The sequence below is a fragment of the Streptomyces sp. CGMCC 4.7035 genome (genome assembly GCF_031583065.1).
Taxonomy (GTDB): domain Bacteria; phylum Actinomycetota; class Actinomycetes; order Streptomycetales; family Streptomycetaceae; genus Streptomyces; species Streptomyces yaanensis.
On the sequence record NZ_CP134053.1, the window covers coordinates 3,635,765 to 3,650,879 of the forward strand.

General features: G+C 71.6%; 14 protein-coding genes and 1 pseudogene. 8 read left to right on the forward strand and 7 right to left on the reverse strand.

All coding sequences use genetic code 11. From position 1 onward, the window contains the following. The first annotated feature begins 16 nt into the window (after positions 1 to 16). Positions 17 to 478 (forward strand): hypothetical protein, encoded by a 462-nt coding sequence (locus Q2K21_RS15485; RefSeq protein ID WP_310771084.1) that lies wholly within the window; start codon positions 17 to 19, stop codon positions 476 to 478. 72 nt (positions 479 to 550) lie between these two features. Here the strand turns inward: Q2K21_RS15485 and Q2K21_RS15490 are convergent, their stop codons facing one another. After that, positions 551 to 1,888: an esterase-like activity of phytase family protein gene (locus Q2K21_RS15490; protein WP_310771086.1), complete on the reverse strand. Its 1,338-nt coding sequence runs from the start codon at positions 1,886 to 1,888 to the stop codon at positions 551 to 553. A 148-nt stretch (positions 1,889 to 2,036) separates the two neighbouring features. After that, a complete protein-coding gene (locus Q2K21_RS15495) occupies positions 2,037 to 4,271 on the reverse strand; it encodes an SNF2 helicase-associated domain-containing protein (protein WP_310771088.1) in 2,235 nt (744 codons plus the stop codon). A gap of 226 nt (positions 4,272 to 4,497) precedes the next feature. On the opposite strand from Q2K21_RS15495, the gene Q2K21_RS15500 reads away from it, so the two are divergent. Further along, on the forward strand, positions 4,498 to 4,680 hold the full coding sequence (locus tag Q2K21_RS15500) for a hypothetical protein (protein WP_310771091.1): 183 nt from the start codon (positions 4,498 to 4,500) through the stop codon (positions 4,678 to 4,680). Between the two features lie 40 nt (positions 4,681 to 4,720). On the opposite strand, the gene Q2K21_RS15505 is transcribed toward Q2K21_RS15500, so the two are convergent. The 3 genes from Q2K21_RS15505 to Q2K21_RS15515 form a co-directional block, all read right to left on the reverse strand. Beyond that, entirely contained in the window at positions 4,721 to 6,097 is a 1,377-nt protein-coding gene (locus tag Q2K21_RS15505) for a tannase/feruloyl esterase family alpha/beta hydrolase (RefSeq protein ID WP_310771093.1), read from the reverse strand. A 163-nt stretch (positions 6,098 to 6,260) separates the two neighbouring features. After that, entirely contained in the window at positions 6,261 to 7,103 is an 843-nt protein-coding gene (locus tag Q2K21_RS15510) for a hypothetical protein (protein WP_310771095.1), read from the reverse strand. Positions 7,104 to 7,236: 133 nt separating this feature from the next. After that, complete coding sequence (locus tag Q2K21_RS15515) at positions 7,237 to 7,551, reverse strand: hypothetical protein (protein WP_310771097.1); 315 nt, start codon at positions 7,549 to 7,551, stop codon at positions 7,237 to 7,239. 99 nt (positions 7,552 to 7,650) lie between these two features. On the opposite strand from Q2K21_RS15515, the gene Q2K21_RS15520 reads away from it, so the two are divergent. Continuing rightward, on the forward strand, positions 7,651 to 8,601 hold the full coding sequence (locus Q2K21_RS15520) for an oxygenase MpaB family protein (RefSeq protein WP_310771099.1): 951 nt from the start codon (positions 7,651 to 7,653) through the stop codon (positions 8,599 to 8,601). Here the strand turns inward: Q2K21_RS15520 and Q2K21_RS15525 are convergent. Then, entirely contained in the window at positions 8,578 to 9,111 is a 534-nt protein-coding gene (locus tag Q2K21_RS15525) for a PadR family transcriptional regulator (RefSeq protein WP_310771101.1), read from the reverse strand. The genes Q2K21_RS15520 and Q2K21_RS15525 overlap by 24 nt on opposite strands. A gap of 101 nt (positions 9,112 to 9,212) precedes the next feature. Between Q2K21_RS15525 and Q2K21_RS15530 the strand changes: the two are divergent. Continuing rightward, positions 9,213 to 9,970: pseudogene (locus Q2K21_RS15530) on the forward strand (alpha/beta fold hydrolase). 3 nt (positions 9,971 to 9,973) lie between these two features. On the opposite strand, the gene Q2K21_RS15540 reads toward Q2K21_RS15530, so the two are convergent. Beyond that, positions 9,974 to 10,573: a class I SAM-dependent methyltransferase gene (locus Q2K21_RS15540; RefSeq protein ID WP_310771107.1), complete on the reverse strand. Its 600-nt coding sequence runs from the start codon at positions 10,571 to 10,573 to the stop codon at positions 9,974 to 9,976. A gap of 152 nt (positions 10,574 to 10,725) precedes the next feature. Between Q2K21_RS15540 and Q2K21_RS15545 the strand changes: the two genes are divergently transcribed. From Q2K21_RS15545 to Q2K21_RS15560, 4 genes are read left to right on the forward strand one after another with little or no spacing between them, the layout of a single operon-like run. Further along, positions 10,726 to 11,499, forward strand: a complete 774-nt coding sequence (locus tag Q2K21_RS15545) for an MHYT domain-containing protein (RefSeq protein WP_310771109.1) — start codon at positions 10,726 to 10,728, stop codon at positions 11,497 to 11,499. A gap of 47 nt (positions 11,500 to 11,546) precedes the next feature. Further along, positions 11,547 to 14,072, forward strand: a complete 2,526-nt coding sequence (locus Q2K21_RS15550) for a sensor histidine kinase (RefSeq protein ID WP_310771111.1) — start codon at positions 11,547 to 11,549, stop codon at positions 14,070 to 14,072. Beyond that, positions 14,069 to 14,506 carry a roadblock/LC7 domain-containing protein gene (locus tag Q2K21_RS15555; RefSeq protein WP_310771113.1) on the forward strand — a complete coding sequence of 146 codons (438 nt, stop codon included), beginning with the start codon at positions 14,069 to 14,071 and terminating at the stop codon, positions 14,504 to 14,506. Before Q2K21_RS15550 ends, Q2K21_RS15555 begins: the two co-directional genes overlap by 4 nt. 19 nt (positions 14,507 to 14,525) lie before the next feature. Continuing rightward, the gene (locus Q2K21_RS15560) at positions 14,526 to 14,939 is read left to right on the forward strand and encodes a DUF742 domain-containing protein (protein ID WP_310771115.1); all 414 of its coding nucleotides are present in this window, start codon (positions 14,526 to 14,528) and stop codon (positions 14,937 to 14,939) included. Positions 14,940 to 15,115: the final 176 nt, after the last annotated feature.

Genomic DNA, 15,115 nt, shown 5'->3' on the forward strand with positions numbered 1-15,115 from the left:
AGGCGAGTCTGAGGGTATGGCCATGCCGCCCATGCCACCCCGGCCGCCCGGCGACACGCCGCCTCCGGACCACGGCGGGTTCGGCCCACCGTGGTCCGGAGGCTACGGTCCGTCTCCCGGTGGCTCGGGTCCCCCTTCGGAGGAGTACACGCCTGGTTCGCCCGGCGGGACCGGACCCCGCCGCAACACCCTGTTCCTGGCGCTCGCCGTGATCGTGGCCCTGGGGATCGTCGCCGTGGTGCTGGTGATGAACAGTGGCGGATCGTCGAAGAAGAAGTCGCCTACCGAGAGCAGTACGAGCACAAGCCGTTCGTCCGACCCGTCGCTGAGCCTCCCGTCCGAGCTGCCCACCGAACTGCCCTCGAAGCTCCCCTCGAACCTGCCGACGAAGCTGCCGTCGGGATTTCCCAGCGAGCTTCCCAGCGGTTTTCCGAGTGACATCGAGTCACTCTTCGCTGCCCCGGCGACATCGTCGTGAAAACGGACACAAGGAGGGGTAGGACACCCCTCCTTGCGCACGACACGCGCGCGTGGCGGTCGGCAACGCGTCTCAGATCCCGTCCGGCAGCCGCACGTACACCACGGTGGTCTTGATGCCGCTGTCGATCAGCCGGCCCTGGGCGTCGAACGCGCCCGCACCGTCAGTCATCCCGAAGTCGTTGTCGTTGATGAGCGCGAGCGTGTGGTCATCCACACGGGCGACGCCCTCGATCTTCCCGGGCACGCCCTCGACCTCACCGAGATCGACGACCAGCCGCTTGCCCAGCACCGGAACGCCGGAGGCGACGGGGTCGCCGAGCTGCTCCAGGGAGGGGGAGGTGGTGTCGTCGTCGTAGGGACCGCCCAGGATGTCCGCGCTCCGCGTGAGCCGGACCAACTGAAGCCGCGCCGCCTTGTCGGTGCGCTCCTCGACGAGCAGCCGGTCGCGCCCGACGGCCACCACGGAGGAGATCTTCAACTCGGACGTGTCGTCCTCGCTCGGGTCCACCACGTTCACCGGGTCGAAGCGGTAGGCGTACTCCGCGGTCACGGCGCGCTTCTTCGGAGAGAACCGCAGCAGACGTGTGGTGCGCGAGGCGTTGCCCGCGTCGGCGTCCGGCAAGGACAGCGGGCTCTGCAGCGCCAGCACCAGGTCACCGCCCGGGAGTTGGGCGAGCCCTTCGAAGCCCCGGTTGACCTTCCGGTGCAGCAGGACGGACGGCAGGGATTCCACGACCGGATAGTCCGTCCCGGTCAGGTTCAGGCCCTTGGGCACGTACCGCGTGAGGACCGTTCCGCGCGCGGAGACGTGCACCAGCGACGGCCCGTACTCGTCGACCAGCCAGAAGCCGCCGTCCTCGGCCCGCACGATGCCTTCGGTGTCGAGGCCGTTCGGGTCGTACGACAGCGCCTTCCGCGCGTCGTACGAGTACGGCGCCTCGTCCCGGGCCTGCTGGTTGGGCAGCCCGGTGACGGGCTTTCCGGATGCGGTGGTGACCGGGATCGCGTCCAGGACCTTCACGGTGTCGCCGCAGACGCGGATCCGCACGATCGCCGGGTCGAAGCCGGGCGCCGGGAACGTACGGCGCTTCTTGCCGTCCACCTTGATCTGACCGTTGGGCCCGCGGTCCGTCACGGTCCAGAACTCGCCCTTGCGGCCCGTCGGATAGATGTCGCTGCCGATTCCACCGAGGTCGATGCCGTGGTCGTCGTCCACCGTGCCGGGCAGCAGCGTGTTGCTGAACGTGCCCAGCGGGATGTCCCCGAGCGTGGCGGTGCGCGTCACCTTCGGCTGATCGTCGTGCGCGTTCGCCGTGCCGGAGACTGCCAGGGCCGCCAGGACCGCGAGCGGAACACTCGCGGCGACAGAGCGGTGAATACGGCGTCGACCGACTGCTTGCGGGGACATCAGGCCTCCTGGGGCACAAGTTCGGGGGCGCAATTTCGTTGCCAGCGGCCACAGTTGGCGCCCGTGCCGAACGCCGTGCAGCGCCGGGGTGAACACGAGGCGTCGACCGTGGATCGGGTCGACACCCCGTGTGCGCAGATGCTTCCGCTCAGGGCTCCGCGCGGAGCGCGGCGAGGGCCGTCGCCGGATCCCGGGACGCCGAACCGGCGGGCACCCAGTGGCACTTCTCCTCGCGGTACGGCCACCACCGGCCGTCCCGCCCCAGGCGCAGCTGGGCCCGCCCGCCCACGACGGTCCAATGATTGCCGGACACCCGCAGCCGGGGGCGCTCGTCGTCGTCCCACGAGGATTCCAGAGCGGCACGCGCGCGTGCGAGAGTGTCCGGCGCCGGCGTCCACGCGTCCTCGAGCACGGACAGCGCGGCGGGGCCGCCGTACCGCCAGGCGCGCACGGCGAGTGCCAGCGCCTCGGGAGTGCGGCCCGACCCCTCGGCAAGCCGCGCCGTGACGGCTGCCTGCGGGCCGGTCGCCGCCAGCCGGACGGCATCCTGGGCGAGCGTCAATTCCTCCTCGCCAGGGGGACCTTCAGACCCCGGTACGAGTGCCTCCGAGAGCAGCCGATGTGCTTCCTCGGCCGCCCGTGCCGCGAGGAATTCCAGCACCCCCGGGTCGACCCCGGGCGCGGGGCGGACCTCGCTGTCCAGGGACGGCGGCGGCCCGGGCTCCGCGGGCAGGTCCGGGAGCGCGGGGAGCGGCGGCCGGATGTCTCCGGCCGCGTACGCCTCGACGGCATCCACGCCCACCGGCAATGTCTCCTCAGCGGGTGCGTGGCCGCGGATCTGGAGGTCGTCGAGCAGCGTGCGCTCGCCCCGTCCCCGCATGAGCAGGAGTACGAACGGATCCCGGTCCAGCAGCCGCGCCATCTGGTGGCACAGGGCCGCGGTGTGCCGGCAGTGGTCCCAGGCACCGCAGTCGCACGCGGCCTCCAGGTCACCGAGGCCGGGCAGGAGCTCCAGGCCGGCGGCCGTCGCGTCCTCCACCAGATGGGGTGGCATCTCTCGGTCGAGCAGCGCCGCCAGGTGCCCGGCCCGTTCCACGGCAGTGCGGGCGCGGCGCACCTCCTCGGGGTCGACCAGAACCCACTGGTCCCGCAGCCGGACCAGGGGACGGTTCGCCTCGGCGGGCCGGTCCAGCTCCTCGCGCGTCAGCCGCTGATCGCCCAGTGCGAACCGCCAGTTGAAGGCCAGCGGCGCGTCGGCGGACAGGAAGGCGGGTGGGTCCGACGCCGGGCTGCCCGGTTCCCGTTCGTCGTCCGGCGGGCCGATGACCGCGTGGACCGTCAGACCGCGCGCCAGTTCCCTCGGCCAGTGCACGTCGACTCCGGCGCCCGCGAGCAGCCGCGTGCCCGCGCCGAGGAGTTCCGCCACCTCCTCGTCGGCGAACTCGACCGCGTCCGGCACGGGTGCCGACAGGAGTGGCGCGAGCGGTGCCCAGGCGCGTGCGGCGCGGCGCAGCGCCAGCAGCACGTCCATCCGCGCGCGCGGGTCGAACGCCGCGTGTCCGGCCCAGACCGCCGAGGCGTCCGCGACGAGCGCCGGATCGCTCACGCTGTGCACCTGCAGGACGGCACGGAAGGACGGCCCCGCCTCCTCGGGCGGCGCCGACGTCAGGCCGGGCACCTCGACGCGCAGCGAGAGCCGTACGCCGGTGTCGTGCCCGGCGGCGACGTCCGCGGCCCAGGCACGCTGCTCGGGCAGGTGCTGGGTCTTCGGTGCGGCGAAGGCCGGACCGCCCGCGGCGAGGGCCGCGGCGGGAGAGCGGGGCAGAGTGTCGGCGACCGCGTCGAGGAAGGCGCGCAGCAGCCGTTCGGGGTCGGGCAGGCGCAGTGGCTCGCAGCGGTCCAACGGCACCGCGTGTGCTTCGGCCGGCATCGCGGCGGCCAGCTCACGGACGTGCTCCAGGTCCTCCGCAGACAGGGGACCCACACGCCAGGCGTGGTGGTCGTCGTCCGTGAGACCGGGCAACAGCAGTCCCCTTGCGGTGAGTCGGAGCGCCAGCACGGCCGCCGCACCCCAGAAGACGGCCGTGCTGTGCGCCTGGCCAGTGACGCGCGCGCGTGTGAGGACCGGCAGCGCGGCCCGTACCGGCAAGAGCACGGCAGGCACAGTGACGAGCCGCAGACGCCCGTCGCCGGGCAGGACGACCGTCAGCTCGTCGACCGGACCCGGCGTCATGGTGGGCGGTGCGGCACCCTCGGGCAGCCAGAACGCGACACGTCCGGTGCGCGCCGGTCGAGAGGGCACGAACACGGCACGGCACTGGGTCGGCGCAGAGATCTCGGAAGGGGGTGCCGCGGAAACCAGCTGCACAGCGATGCCACTCATCAAATTTGACTACTGGACGGGCGCCGAGGGTACAGGACTTGGCGCCACAGCGTCAGCCGCGCGCAGGGCGCAGGCAGCCGGACGCCGTGAGCGTCTCCGGGCAGGTTTCTCAGGGGCGAGTGAGGGTCGCGGCTCAGGGTCGTATCAGGGTCACGGCCTGGAACCGCGCGCAGCACGCACCCGTTCTCACAACAGAGAGCGGCAGTGGCCGCGGAGGAGGCGACACATGTCGAAGAACGCGAAGATCGCCACCGGGGGAGTGGTGGTCGGGCTCATCCTGTTGATCTGGCTGCCCTGGTGGGCCGTCCTCCTGATCGTGCTGGGAGTCCCGACGGCCGCGTACCTCACCCTGGACCCCTCGCAGCGGCGCAGGCTCCGCCGGGTCGGGCGCAAGGAACTCGGCCGCTGAGGACTGGGGACATCATCCAGCTGAGGGCCGGGGACATCATCTAGCGGCCCACTGCGTCACCCGCCAGCGCGCAGGAGTCGACCACGTCGCCGCCCGCGGTCCTGCCGACGGTACGGTCCGCGGGCGGCCGCTCGCCCCTCTCCACCCATGCGGTGAGTGCGTCGAAGGCCGCGCGGTAGCAGGGCAGGATGGGGCGTAGTCGCTCGGGATGGGCGTCGTAGAGACCGTCGACGTGGGTACCGCCCTCGATGGTGTAGTAGCGGTGCAGCGGCCCGCGCCCGCTCTCCCGCACCATGCGCGCGTACACGTCCGAGTCCGTGGCCTTCGGCAGCAGGGTGTCCAGGTCGCCGTGCAGGGTGATCAGCGGCCTGTCGATCCGCCCGGTGAGAGCGACCCGCGCCACCGCGCGGTGCACGGACGCCGGGCGCGCCGCGTAGTCGTACGTCGCGTCGGAGCGGCAGGGCGCCAGGATCTGCTCCGCCGTCGACCCGGCGGACGCACCGGGACAGGCGGCGTCGTACGCGGGGTCGAACTCAGCGCGGTAGATCTTCTGAGTGACACCCCAGTAGGCCTTCTCGTGGTACGGCCACAGGAACTCGGACCCGCGCGCGAATCCGGCCGCGTACAGGTCCTCGTCCCGGGCCGAGCCGAGCATCCGGGCCACGGCGACCGGCAGTGACGTCAGGAGGTTGGGGCCGTCCGCGGTCCACAGAGCGCCCTCCCAGTCCACGCCGCCGTCGTACAACTCGGGGTGGCGCTCCAGCTGCCACCGCGTGAGATAGCCGCCGTTGGAGATCCCGGTCATGTACGTGCGCCGAGGCGCGTGTCCGTAGCGCTGGGCGACCACGCGCTTGGCGGCGAGGGTGAGCTGCGTCGTGCGACGGTTCCACTCGTCGACGGCATCACCGGGGCGGGTCCCGTCGCGATAGAAGTCCGGCCCGCTGTTGCCCTTGTCGGTGGCCGCGTACGCGTACCCCTGGGCCAGCACCCGGTCGGAGATCGCCGTGTCGGTCGCGTACTGCCTGCGCGTGCCCGGGGCGCCCGTGACCACGAGGCCGCCGTTCCACCGGTCGGGCAGCCGGATGACGAACTGGGCGTCGTGCCGCCAGCCGTGTGTGGCGTTGAAGCTCGAGTCGTCCGGAAAGTACCCGTCGATCTGGAGCCCGGGCACGCCCGACGGATTGCGGGTGGCACTTGCGGTCAGTCCCGCCTGGTCGGCCATGTCCGTGTACGGGGTTCCCGCGAGTCCGGACGTCGTCAGGTCGTCCAGACAGACGGTCTGCTGGAGCGCCGCACCCGGCACCCGTACCCGATCCCGCCGCTCGCAATGGCCACCATCGGCGGCCGCCGCGGGGCCGGTGAGGGCTGATGTCAGCAGAACGGCGGCGAACAGCGCAACGCTTCGGGACAGGCGCATGACGGGCCTCCGGGACACGACGGGAGAGCAGGGCTGCCCCATGCTGTGGCTACGGAAGCCCGTCGACCATGGGTTCGGGCCACATCTGCATGGACGCCCGTATGGGGGCCCAGAAGCGGCTCCTGACCACCACGCCTGGCCGTCGAGCATCTTCGGCGTGACCTCAGCTCGGGCGGACCGCCATCTTGTCGAGCGCCTCCAGCAATCCGGGCAACTCCGGGCCCCGACCCACCGGGAGCACCTCGCCGGGCTGCTCGTCGAGGAGCACGAACGCGATGTCGTCGGTCCTCGCCACCATGGACCAGCCGGGCCCGTCGGCGCGCAGGGTGCGGGCCTCCCCCGGTGCGAACGAGGAACGGACACGGCCCAAGGGCGGGGGCGCGTCCACGTACGCGTGCGCCTCCGCGAGGACGCGGCGGACGCCGCTGCGGGCCTTGCTCGGGGCCCGGCCCTCCGTGGGCTCGGATCCCTTCTCGGCCGGCGCGCCGTTGTCTGCGGGTGCGAAGTCGGCGTCGTCGAGTTGCTCGCGCCACATGGCCCACTGGAGCGCGATCTGGTCGGCGCCCAGACGCCGCTGCGCGGGACCCCAGGTATCGGTGTCCGGCGGGGAGAGCGGCTCGCGGTCGATCAGCTCGGGTGCGGGGTCGTGCGGAGCGGGCACGCCGGGAGCCGCGACGGCCACGGCCAGCGGCCACCCCGGCAGCGCGGCAACGACCGTCCGCTCGTCCGGTGACAGTTCGTACTCCATGCCGCAGTCCCAGGTGGCGATCGCCACGGCCACCAGCGATACGTCGTCGATGACCACTGTCCAACGCGCACCGTCGCCGTCCTGGCCGAGCACGAGGCCGTACCCGTCGGCCACAGGCGCGAGACCGAGCGCCGCGCAGGCTTCCGGATAGTCGTCGCCCAACACGCTCGGGAACTGTGCGGGCGTCAACAGAATCGCGGTCAGTACGTACAGCGCGTCGTCCTCGGCGGCGACGGCGTCGTCGTCCGTCCCGGCCATGCCGTCCTCCCCATCCATTCGTCCGTCGGCGCACCCTAATGCGCCCGCGAGCCGGTTGTCACGAGTGCGAATCACACGAGGAGCTGCAGTTATCCGCCTGGACAGGGGCGAATCGGCCGAGTGGAGTGCGGCGTCAGAGGGTGGGCAGGCCGAGAAGAGTGCGCGCGACCGTCCGCGGCGACTCGTCCCGCTCCCGTGCGAGGGCGATGACCGCCCTGCAAGCCAGCTCGCTCACTCCGAACGACAGGGCCTCCGGCGACACCCACGCCACGGCCTCGTCCATCCGGTCCTGGTCGTCCTCGGCGCACGCCGACACATAGGCGGCGGCCGCCTCGAACAGGTTGTGCGTGCGCCTCTCCCCGCGCTGGGCCGTCTTCCCGCCCTGGGCCGCCTCCGCGCGCTGGGACTTGACGAATCTGCCGACCGACGTACGGAACCTGTCGAACATAGCGGGCCGCCTTCCCCCTGTGTGGTTGCCTTCGTCGACGTGCATCTGCTCCTCTCCAACGTAGAGTTGGAGTTTCGGCGGCAGAAGAGGGACGAGACGGTGAAGCGTTTCGAGCGGCTTGCACAGATCCGGCGCCTGCACCCCGAGAAGGACGCCCTGGAGATCTACCGGCTCAGTAGCGCCTACGAGTTCCCCTGGGACTACACCCGCGCCCTCGAACTCGCTCTGTACCGCACGTACGCCGTCCCCGGCATCGGCCGGCTGCTCGCCGAGACCGCGGAGCTCACGGACCGCACGCAGAAGCGGTACGACGACACCGCGCTACTCCTCGACACCGTCGTCGAGCACGGTTTCGACAGCGACGAGGGCCGCACCGCGATCCGCCGCATCAACCAGATGCACCGCAGCTACGACATCAGCAACGACGACATGCGGTATGTGCTCTGCACCTTCGTGGTGATGCCCAAGCGGTGGATCGACACCTATGGATGGCGCAGGCTGTCGCGGCACGAGACTGTCGCCTCCGTCGTGCACTACAGCACCATGGGGCGGCACTTGGGCATCAAGGACATCCCGGAGACATATGAGGAGTTCGAGACCTGTCTCGATGCCTACGAGGAGGCCCACTTCGCATGGGACCAGGAAGCCCGGCGCGTGTCCGATGCGACGCTGGACCTGATGGCCTCCTGGTATCCGCGACCGCTCGCACCCCTTCTGCGCCTGTCGACGCTCTGCTTGCTCGACGCCTCGCTCCTGAAGGCCTTCCGGTACGAACCACCGAGCGCCGTCACGCGCGCGTGGGTGCGTCGCGCGGTCCGCGCCCGTGGCCGTCTCGTCCGTCTCATGCCCCCGCGTCGTGCGCCGCACTTCGCACGGCAGAACTGGGAGGTCAAGGGCTACCCCAACGGCTACCGCGTCGCCGACCTGGGCACCCATCCGGTCCCCGGGGTGAGGGGCTGCCCCATGCGCCAGGGGCGGACGTCAGAGGCCTCGGAGACCTCGGAGGCCTCGGAGAACTCGGAGAGCTCAGAGACCTCGCCCTTCGAGTGAGTCGAGCGTCGCCCGCAGCCAGGCCAGTTCTGCCCGGCTCGTCGCCCGCGCGATCGTGAGGATGCCGCGCCGGAAGGGATCGTCCAGCTCCTCGGCGCGCAGGGGTCGGTCGCCCTCGTAGAAGAAGCTCGCGGGCGTCTCCAGGAAGGCCAGCCGGCGCCGCAGGACGGCCGCCTGTGCTGCCGCGTCCTCCAGGTGTCGGAGGAAGGCGAGCAGCGTGAACCAGCGGTTCTCGTCGGTGATGTCGCGCTGCGCCGGTTCCGTGAGCCTGCGGCGCAGCTCCTGCCTGCCCTCGTCGGTGAGCGTCAGCACGTGACGCGGAGCCGCCACCGATCCGGGCTGCGTCGCGCGCGCCAGCAGCCCGGCCTTCTCCAGTCGCTTGATCGCGGGGTACAGCGTGCTCTCCGCGATGGGCCGTACGTGCCCCGTCAACGCGGTGATGCGTTTGCGCAGCTCATAGCCGTGCAGCGGGACGTCGTACAGGAAACCGAGGATGGCGAGCTCCAGCATGCCCGTATTCTGCCGCACTCGCGTTGTACATCGTCCCCGCAATACCTCGGTACCGATGTATCCTCCGAAAGTGAAACCGGCAGGGCGAGAAGGAGAGGTCGATGAAGCAGGCCGAGTTCGACGGCAATGGAAGCCTGATCCGCTGGACCGAGACGGCCGGTGCCGAACCGGCACGCGTTTATGTGCACGGACTGGGCGCGGCTTCGATGGTCTACAACGCGCACATAGCGGCACGGCCCGAACTGGCCGGCCGCCGTACCCTCTTCGTCGACCTGCCCGGACACGGGATCAGCGACCGCCCCGCCGACTTCGGCTACACCTTGGAGGACCATGCCGACGCGCTGGCCGCCGCACTGGACGAAGCGGAGGTCACCGGGGCCGAACTCGTGGCGCACAGCATGGGAGGTTCGGTCGCCATCGTGCTCGCCCACCGGCGACCCGACCTCGTATCACGGCTGGTGCTCATGGAGGCCAACCTCGATCCGTACCCCACGCTCGACGCCGGCAGCAGCGGCATCGCGACGTACACGGAGGACGAGTACGTCGACAACGGCGGCCACGCGCGCGTGCTCGAGAAGATCGGCCCCACCTGGCGGCGACCATGCGCCTCGCCGACCCGCGCGCCCTCCATCGCACCGCGACGAACCTCGCGCGCGGCACCAGTCCGACGATGCGGCGACTGCTGGAGGCGGTGACGGCGGACCGTGTCTACCTCCAGGGCGAGCTGAGCGGCGAACTCGATGACAGGGAGGGCCTGGAGGCCGCGGGCGTACGCGTCGTGACCGTGCCGGGCGCGGCACACAACATCATGTTCGACAACCCCGGCGCCCTGGTGGTCGAGCTGTCGGGGCGCGGCTGAGGCTCATCCCTCGCGGACGGCGAGGGCGAGGAAACGGGTGTCCTCGTCGACGTACGACGTCATGCGCCAGCCGGAACCGGCCAGAAGGGGGTCGAGGTTGGCCTGGGCGCGCAGGTCGTCCGGTGTGATCTGCCGGCCCTGGCGCGCCGCGAGGGCCGCCCTCCCGACCGGGTGGAAGAGCGCGAGCAGACCGCCCGGCCGCACCACCCGCGCCAACTCCCGCAGGTTCTCGGCCGGGTGGGGGAGATGGGCGATCAGGCCCGCCGCGAACACCGCGTCGAGGGACTCCGTACGCAGGGGAAGCGCGGCCACGTCGGCGCGCAGCAACTGGCCGTCGCGGTCTCGCCCCGCCCGTACGGCGGCCTCCAGCATTGCCGAGGTGAGATCGGCGCCCAGGACCACTCCCGAGGGCCCCACGGCCGTACGCAGCGGCGTGAGGGCCCGACCCGTGCCGCAGCCCGCGTCGAGCACGCAGTCACCCTCGCGCAGCCCGAGAGCGGCGACCGCGGCGGCGTACGCCGGGCCGTCGTCGGGGAACCGCGTGTCCCAGGCGGCGGCACGCGCGGTGAAGAATTCCCGGACGTGTGTGTGGTCGTCGCTCATGCATTGCATGATTCCTCACTGACACGAAGGACGCCGCAGCGCGCATGTTCGAGCGGGACGCGATCGTTCCAGGGCCTGTTTGTGTCAGATTCCAGCACCTTTCGAAATGCGCCTCCTTCGCGCGCCCTCACCGGGACTAGCGTCCCGGGGCCATGGGACACCTGGACCACGCCGCATTCGGCTGGCTGACCCCCGTGCTGTCATACGTGATGGCGTGCATAGGCGCCGCCCTCGGGCTGCGCTGCACGGTTCGCGCGCTCGGCGCGACCGGCAGGTCGCGTCGCAACTGGCTCCTCACCGCCGCCTCGGCGATCGGCACCGGCATCTGGACCATGCACTTCGTGGCGATGCTCGGCTTCGGCGTCACCGGTACCGAGATCCGCTACGACGTGCCGCTGACCATCCTCAGCCTGCTCGTCGCCATGCTCGTCGTCTTCATCGGCGTGTTCGCCGTCGGTTACAGCCGGGACCGGGGTCGCGCTCTCTTCCTCGGCGGACTCACCACCGGCCTCGGCGTCGCGAGCATGCACTACCTGGGCATGGCGGCGCTGCGGCTGCACGGGGCGGTGCGCTACGACCCGATGCTCGTCGGACTCTCCATCCTGATCGCCGTGGTCGCGGCGACCGCGGCTCTGTGGGCGGGACTCAACATCAAGTCGCCCATCGCGGTCACTGTCGCCTCGCTCGTCATGGGGGCGGCGGTCAGCAGCATGCACTACACCGCGATGTTCGCGGTGAGCGTTCATGTCACGCCGTCCGGCGAGGCCCTGCCCGGGGCCACGGCGATGCAGTTCATCTTCCCCCTCGCCGTTGGCCTCGGGTCCTTCCTCTTCCTGACCTCGGCGTTCGTCGCGCTGTCGCCGACCGCCGGGGAGCGCGAGGCTTCCGCGTCGGCCCAGCGACCGGTCGAGAGCGTCGCCCGCTGAGCGCGGGCCCGGACGGCACGTCCCGACACACTCCGAGCGAGGAGGCCATGCGTACACCCCGTAGGACCCCCACGGCCGGCGCCGAGCCGCCGCCCCAGCCTCCGATGCGCGGCCGCCGCGCGCACGCCGGCCCGCCGGCCGACGAGCGGGCCGAGACCGACGAGACCAGCGCGGAGTCGTCCGGCACACCCGCGCGCGCGGGACGGTGGCACATACGCCCCCGCACCGTCCGGGCGAAGATCGTCTGCCTGCTGATGGTGCCCGTGATCTCTCTGCTCGCCCTGTGGGCGTACGCCACCGTCAGCACCGCCCAGGACGTCGCCCGGCTGCGCCAGTTGCAGCGGGTGGACTCCACCGTCCGTGCCCCGATCGCCGACGCCGTGGCCGCCCTTCAGGCCGAGCGCACGGCAGCCGTGCGCTATGCGACCGACCCCGCCACCGAGCGTCAGGACGACCTCAAGGCGCTCGCGGGACGCACCGACCGGGCCGTGGCCAGGCTGCGGCTCGGCGACCACAACACCGTCGCCGACGGCACCGACCTCCCCTCCGGAGTGCCCGGCCGCCTTCAGACCTTCGTCACGGGGGCCGAACGCCTGCGGTCCCTGCGCAGCGACGTACTCGCCCGCCGGGTCGGCTGGGACGAGACGTACGGGCAGTACACCAGGACCATCGCCGCGGCCTTCGGGGTGGGCGGCGCACTTTCCGGCGTCCAGGACGCCGACCTCGGCTCCGACGCGCGAGTCCTGCTCGAGTTCTCCCGTGCGGGGGAGTCGCTCGCCCAGGAGGACGCGGTCCTCGCCGGCGCCCGCCTCGCGGGCACCCTCGACGGCGAGCGCCTGAGGCTGTTCACCGGCGCCGTCGACACCCGCCGCGCCCTGACCGCGTCCGCCGTGGCGGACCTGCGCGGTTCCGAACGCGCCGCCTGGCGTCGGCTCGCCGAGGGCAAGGCGTACGCCGATGTCGGCGCCGTCGAGGACAAGGTGCTGGCCGGCCGACCGGGCGCCGGGGCCATCGACGCCGCCCGTGAAGGCACCTGGAACCCCGCACACGCGCGCGTGCAGGAGGGCATGCGGAACATCGAGGCGGACGCGGGCCACAGTGTCGCGCGGCGGGCCGACCCGTTCACCCGCGGAGTGCTCACCCCCGCCGGAGCCGCAGTTCTCCTGGGGCTCGCCGCCGTCGCCGCGTCGCTCGTCATCTCCGTACGCATCGGACGCGGACTCGTGATCGAACTGGTCAGCCTTCGCAACAGCGCCCTGGAGATCGCCCGTCACAAACTCCCGCAGGCCATGCGCAGGCTGCGTGCCGGGGAGGAGATCGACGTCCGCGCCGAGGCGCCGCCGGGGCCGCCGGCCGAAGACGAGACCGGGCAGGTCGCCGAGGCACTGGGCACCGTGCACCGCGCCGCCCTGCGCGCAGCCGTCGAACGCGCGGAACTGGCCAGCGGCATCTCCGGGGTCTTCGTCAACCTCGCCCGTCGCAGTCAGATCCTGGTGCACCGCCAGCTCAGCCTGCTCGACAGCATGGAACGCCGCTCCGAGGACCCCAGTGAACTGAGCGACCTGTTCCGGCTCGACCACCTGACCACACGCATGCGCCGCCACGCCGAGAGCCTCATCATCCTCTCCGGAGCCGCGCCCGGCCGCGCCTGGCGCATGCCCGTCTCACTGACCAACGTGGTGCGCGCCGCCGTCTCCGAGGTCGAGGACTACGCGCGCGTGGAGGTACGGCAACTCCCCGAGGCCTCCGTGATCGGAGCCGCGGTCGCCGACCTCACGCATCTCCTCGCCGAGATCGTCGAGAACGCCGCACAGTTCTCGCCGCCCCACACGCGCGTGCGCGTCACCGGCGAGCCCGTCGGCAACGGCTACGCCATCGAGGTCGAGGACCGGGGCCTCGGCATGGGGAAGGAAACCCTCACCGAGGCCAACCGGCGCATCGAGCAGTCCGAGGCGCTCGACCTGTTCGACAGCGACAGGCTCGGCCTTTTCGTGGTCAGCAGGCTCGCCTCCAGGCACGGCATCAAAGTGCATCTGCGGACCTCGCCCTACGGCGGTACGACCGCTGTCGTCCTCCTGCCGACCGCCTTGCTGCACAGCGGCGCGGAAGAACGTTCCCCGCGCACGGCCGATACCGAACTGCACGAGGAACACGAGTACGCGCGCGTGGCTGCCGCCACGGCACAGAAGGAGCCCGTGGAACAGGCCGTGGAACGGCCCGCGCTGGCGGGCTCCGCGCAGGCCGGAGTGGTGGCACCCGCCGACGCCTCTCCCGAGAACCCGCCGCCGCGAGTCGCGACGCTGAGGCTGCACCGCCCCACGGACGACACCGAGGGCTCCGAGGACCTCCCGCGGCGCGTACGGCAGGCGAGCCTCGCCCCTCAACTGCGCGGTCAGCGCCAGGAGGAGCCCGCGACCGGCGCTCAGAGCTCCGGGCGCGACGACGAGCGCACCCCCGAACTGGTACGGGATCGCATGGCGGCCTACCGCGACGGCTGGGTACGCGGCGGCGGCCGTGTACCCGGGCGCCCGGCCGGACCCACCGGTGACAGCAGCGAAGGAGACCCCGCATGATCCAGGACCCGAGCATGAGGGCAGCCCAGCGGTCGGGTGAACTCGACTGGCTGCTGGACGACTTGGTGATGCGCGTGAGCGAGGTACGGCACGCCGTGGTGCTCTCGAACGACGGGCTGGCGGTCGGTGCCTCCACGGACCTCAGCCGCGAGGACGCGGAACACCTCGCGGCCGTCGCCTCCGGGTTCCACAGCCTCGCCAAGGGCGCGGGCCGCCACTTCGGCGCCGGCGGAGTGCGTCAGACCATGGTGGAAATGGACGACGGATTCCTCTTCGTGGCGGCCGCCGGCGACGGCTCCTGCCTCGCCCTCCTCACCGCGGTCACGGCCGACATCGGCCTGGTGGCGTACGAGATGGCGCGGTTGGTGAAACGTGTCGGCGAGCACCTCTACACCCCGCCCCGTGTGGCCGCGCGTCCGCCCGCCGCCGGATGACGGCCGAAGGCGGTCGCAGATGAGCGAGGACAGGACAGGCGCCCAGTACCCTCCGGGCAGCCAGTGGTACGACCACGAGGCGGGACCGCTGGTCCGGCCCTACGCGATGACCGGCGGCCGCACCAAACCAGGCCCCACCGGAGTGCGCTTCGACCTCATCGCCCTCGTCTCACTGGACACCGGGGCACCCGACGTCGACGACGACACCTCGCTGGGCCCGGAACACCGCGCCCTCATCGACCTGTGCCGCATCGAGACCCAGTCCGTCGCCGAACTCGCCGCGGGCGCCGACCTGCCCGTGGGTGTTGTGCGGGTGCTGCTCGGGGACCTACTGGAACTGGGCTGCGTCACGGTCAGCCGCCCCGTACCGCCGGCGCGTCTGCCCGACGAGCGGATTCTGCGCGAGGTCATCGAAGGACTGAGGGCGCTGTAGGCGATGGAGGGGAACAACCGTGGGCGAAGCCGGCGACGAGTTGTGCACCCATTCGGGCCCCGAATGGGCGAGAGCTGGTCACATCGGTCAAATAGCGGTCGAACTCTTCGGAGAGTGGCTGCGGTTGTCATGATGCTGACCTCGCACGGATGTACTGACGTCGACCGCGGTCGGCA

What these genes read in the sequence shown, in the direction of transcription:
- Q2K21_RS15485 (WP_310771084.1), top strand. Translation starts at nt 17, where the DNA reads ATGGCCATGCCGCCCATGCCACCCCGGCCGCCCGGCGACACGCCGCCT.
- Q2K21_RS15490 (WP_310771086.1), bottom strand. Translation starts at nt 1,888, where the DNA reads ATGTCCCCGCAAGCAGTCGGTCGACGCCGTATTCACCGCTCTGTCGCC.
- Q2K21_RS15495 (WP_310771088.1), bottom strand. Translation starts at nt 4,271, where the DNA reads ATGAGTGGCATCGCTGTGCAGCTGGTTTCCGCGGCACCCCCTTCCGAG.
- Q2K21_RS15500 (WP_310771091.1), top strand. Translation starts at nt 4,498, where the DNA reads ATGTCGAAGAACGCGAAGATCGCCACCGGGGGAGTGGTGGTCGGGCTC.
- Q2K21_RS15505 (WP_310771093.1), bottom strand. Translation starts at nt 6,097, where the DNA reads ATGCGCCTGTCCCGAAGCGTTGCGCTGTTCGCCGCCGTTCTGCTGACA.
- Q2K21_RS15510 (WP_310771095.1), bottom strand. Translation starts at nt 7,103, where the DNA reads ATGGCCGGGACGGACGACGACGCCGTCGCCGCCGAGGACGACGCGCTG.
- Q2K21_RS15515 (WP_310771097.1), bottom strand. Translation starts at nt 7,551, where the DNA reads ATGTTCGACAGGTTCCGTACGTCGGTCGGCAGATTCGTCAAGTCCCAG.
- Q2K21_RS15525 (WP_310771101.1), bottom strand. Translation starts at nt 9,111, where the DNA reads ATGCTGGAGCTCGCCATCCTCGGTTTCCTGTACGACGTCCCGCTGCAC.
- Q2K21_RS15540 (WP_310771107.1), bottom strand. Translation starts at nt 10,573, where the DNA reads ATGAGCGACGACCACACACACGTCCGGGAATTCTTCACCGCGCGTGCC.
- Q2K21_RS15545 (WP_310771109.1), top strand. Translation starts at nt 10,726, where the DNA reads ATGGGACACCTGGACCACGCCGCATTCGGCTGGCTGACCCCCGTGCTG.
- Q2K21_RS15550 (WP_310771111.1), top strand. Translation starts at nt 11,547, where the DNA reads ATGCGTACACCCCGTAGGACCCCCACGGCCGGCGCCGAGCCGCCGCCC.
- Q2K21_RS15555 (WP_310771113.1), top strand. Translation starts at nt 14,069, where the DNA reads ATGATCCAGGACCCGAGCATGAGGGCAGCCCAGCGGTCGGGTGAACTC.
- Q2K21_RS15560 (WP_310771115.1), top strand. Translation starts at nt 14,526, where the DNA reads ATGAGCGAGGACAGGACAGGCGCCCAGTACCCTCCGGGCAGCCAGTGG.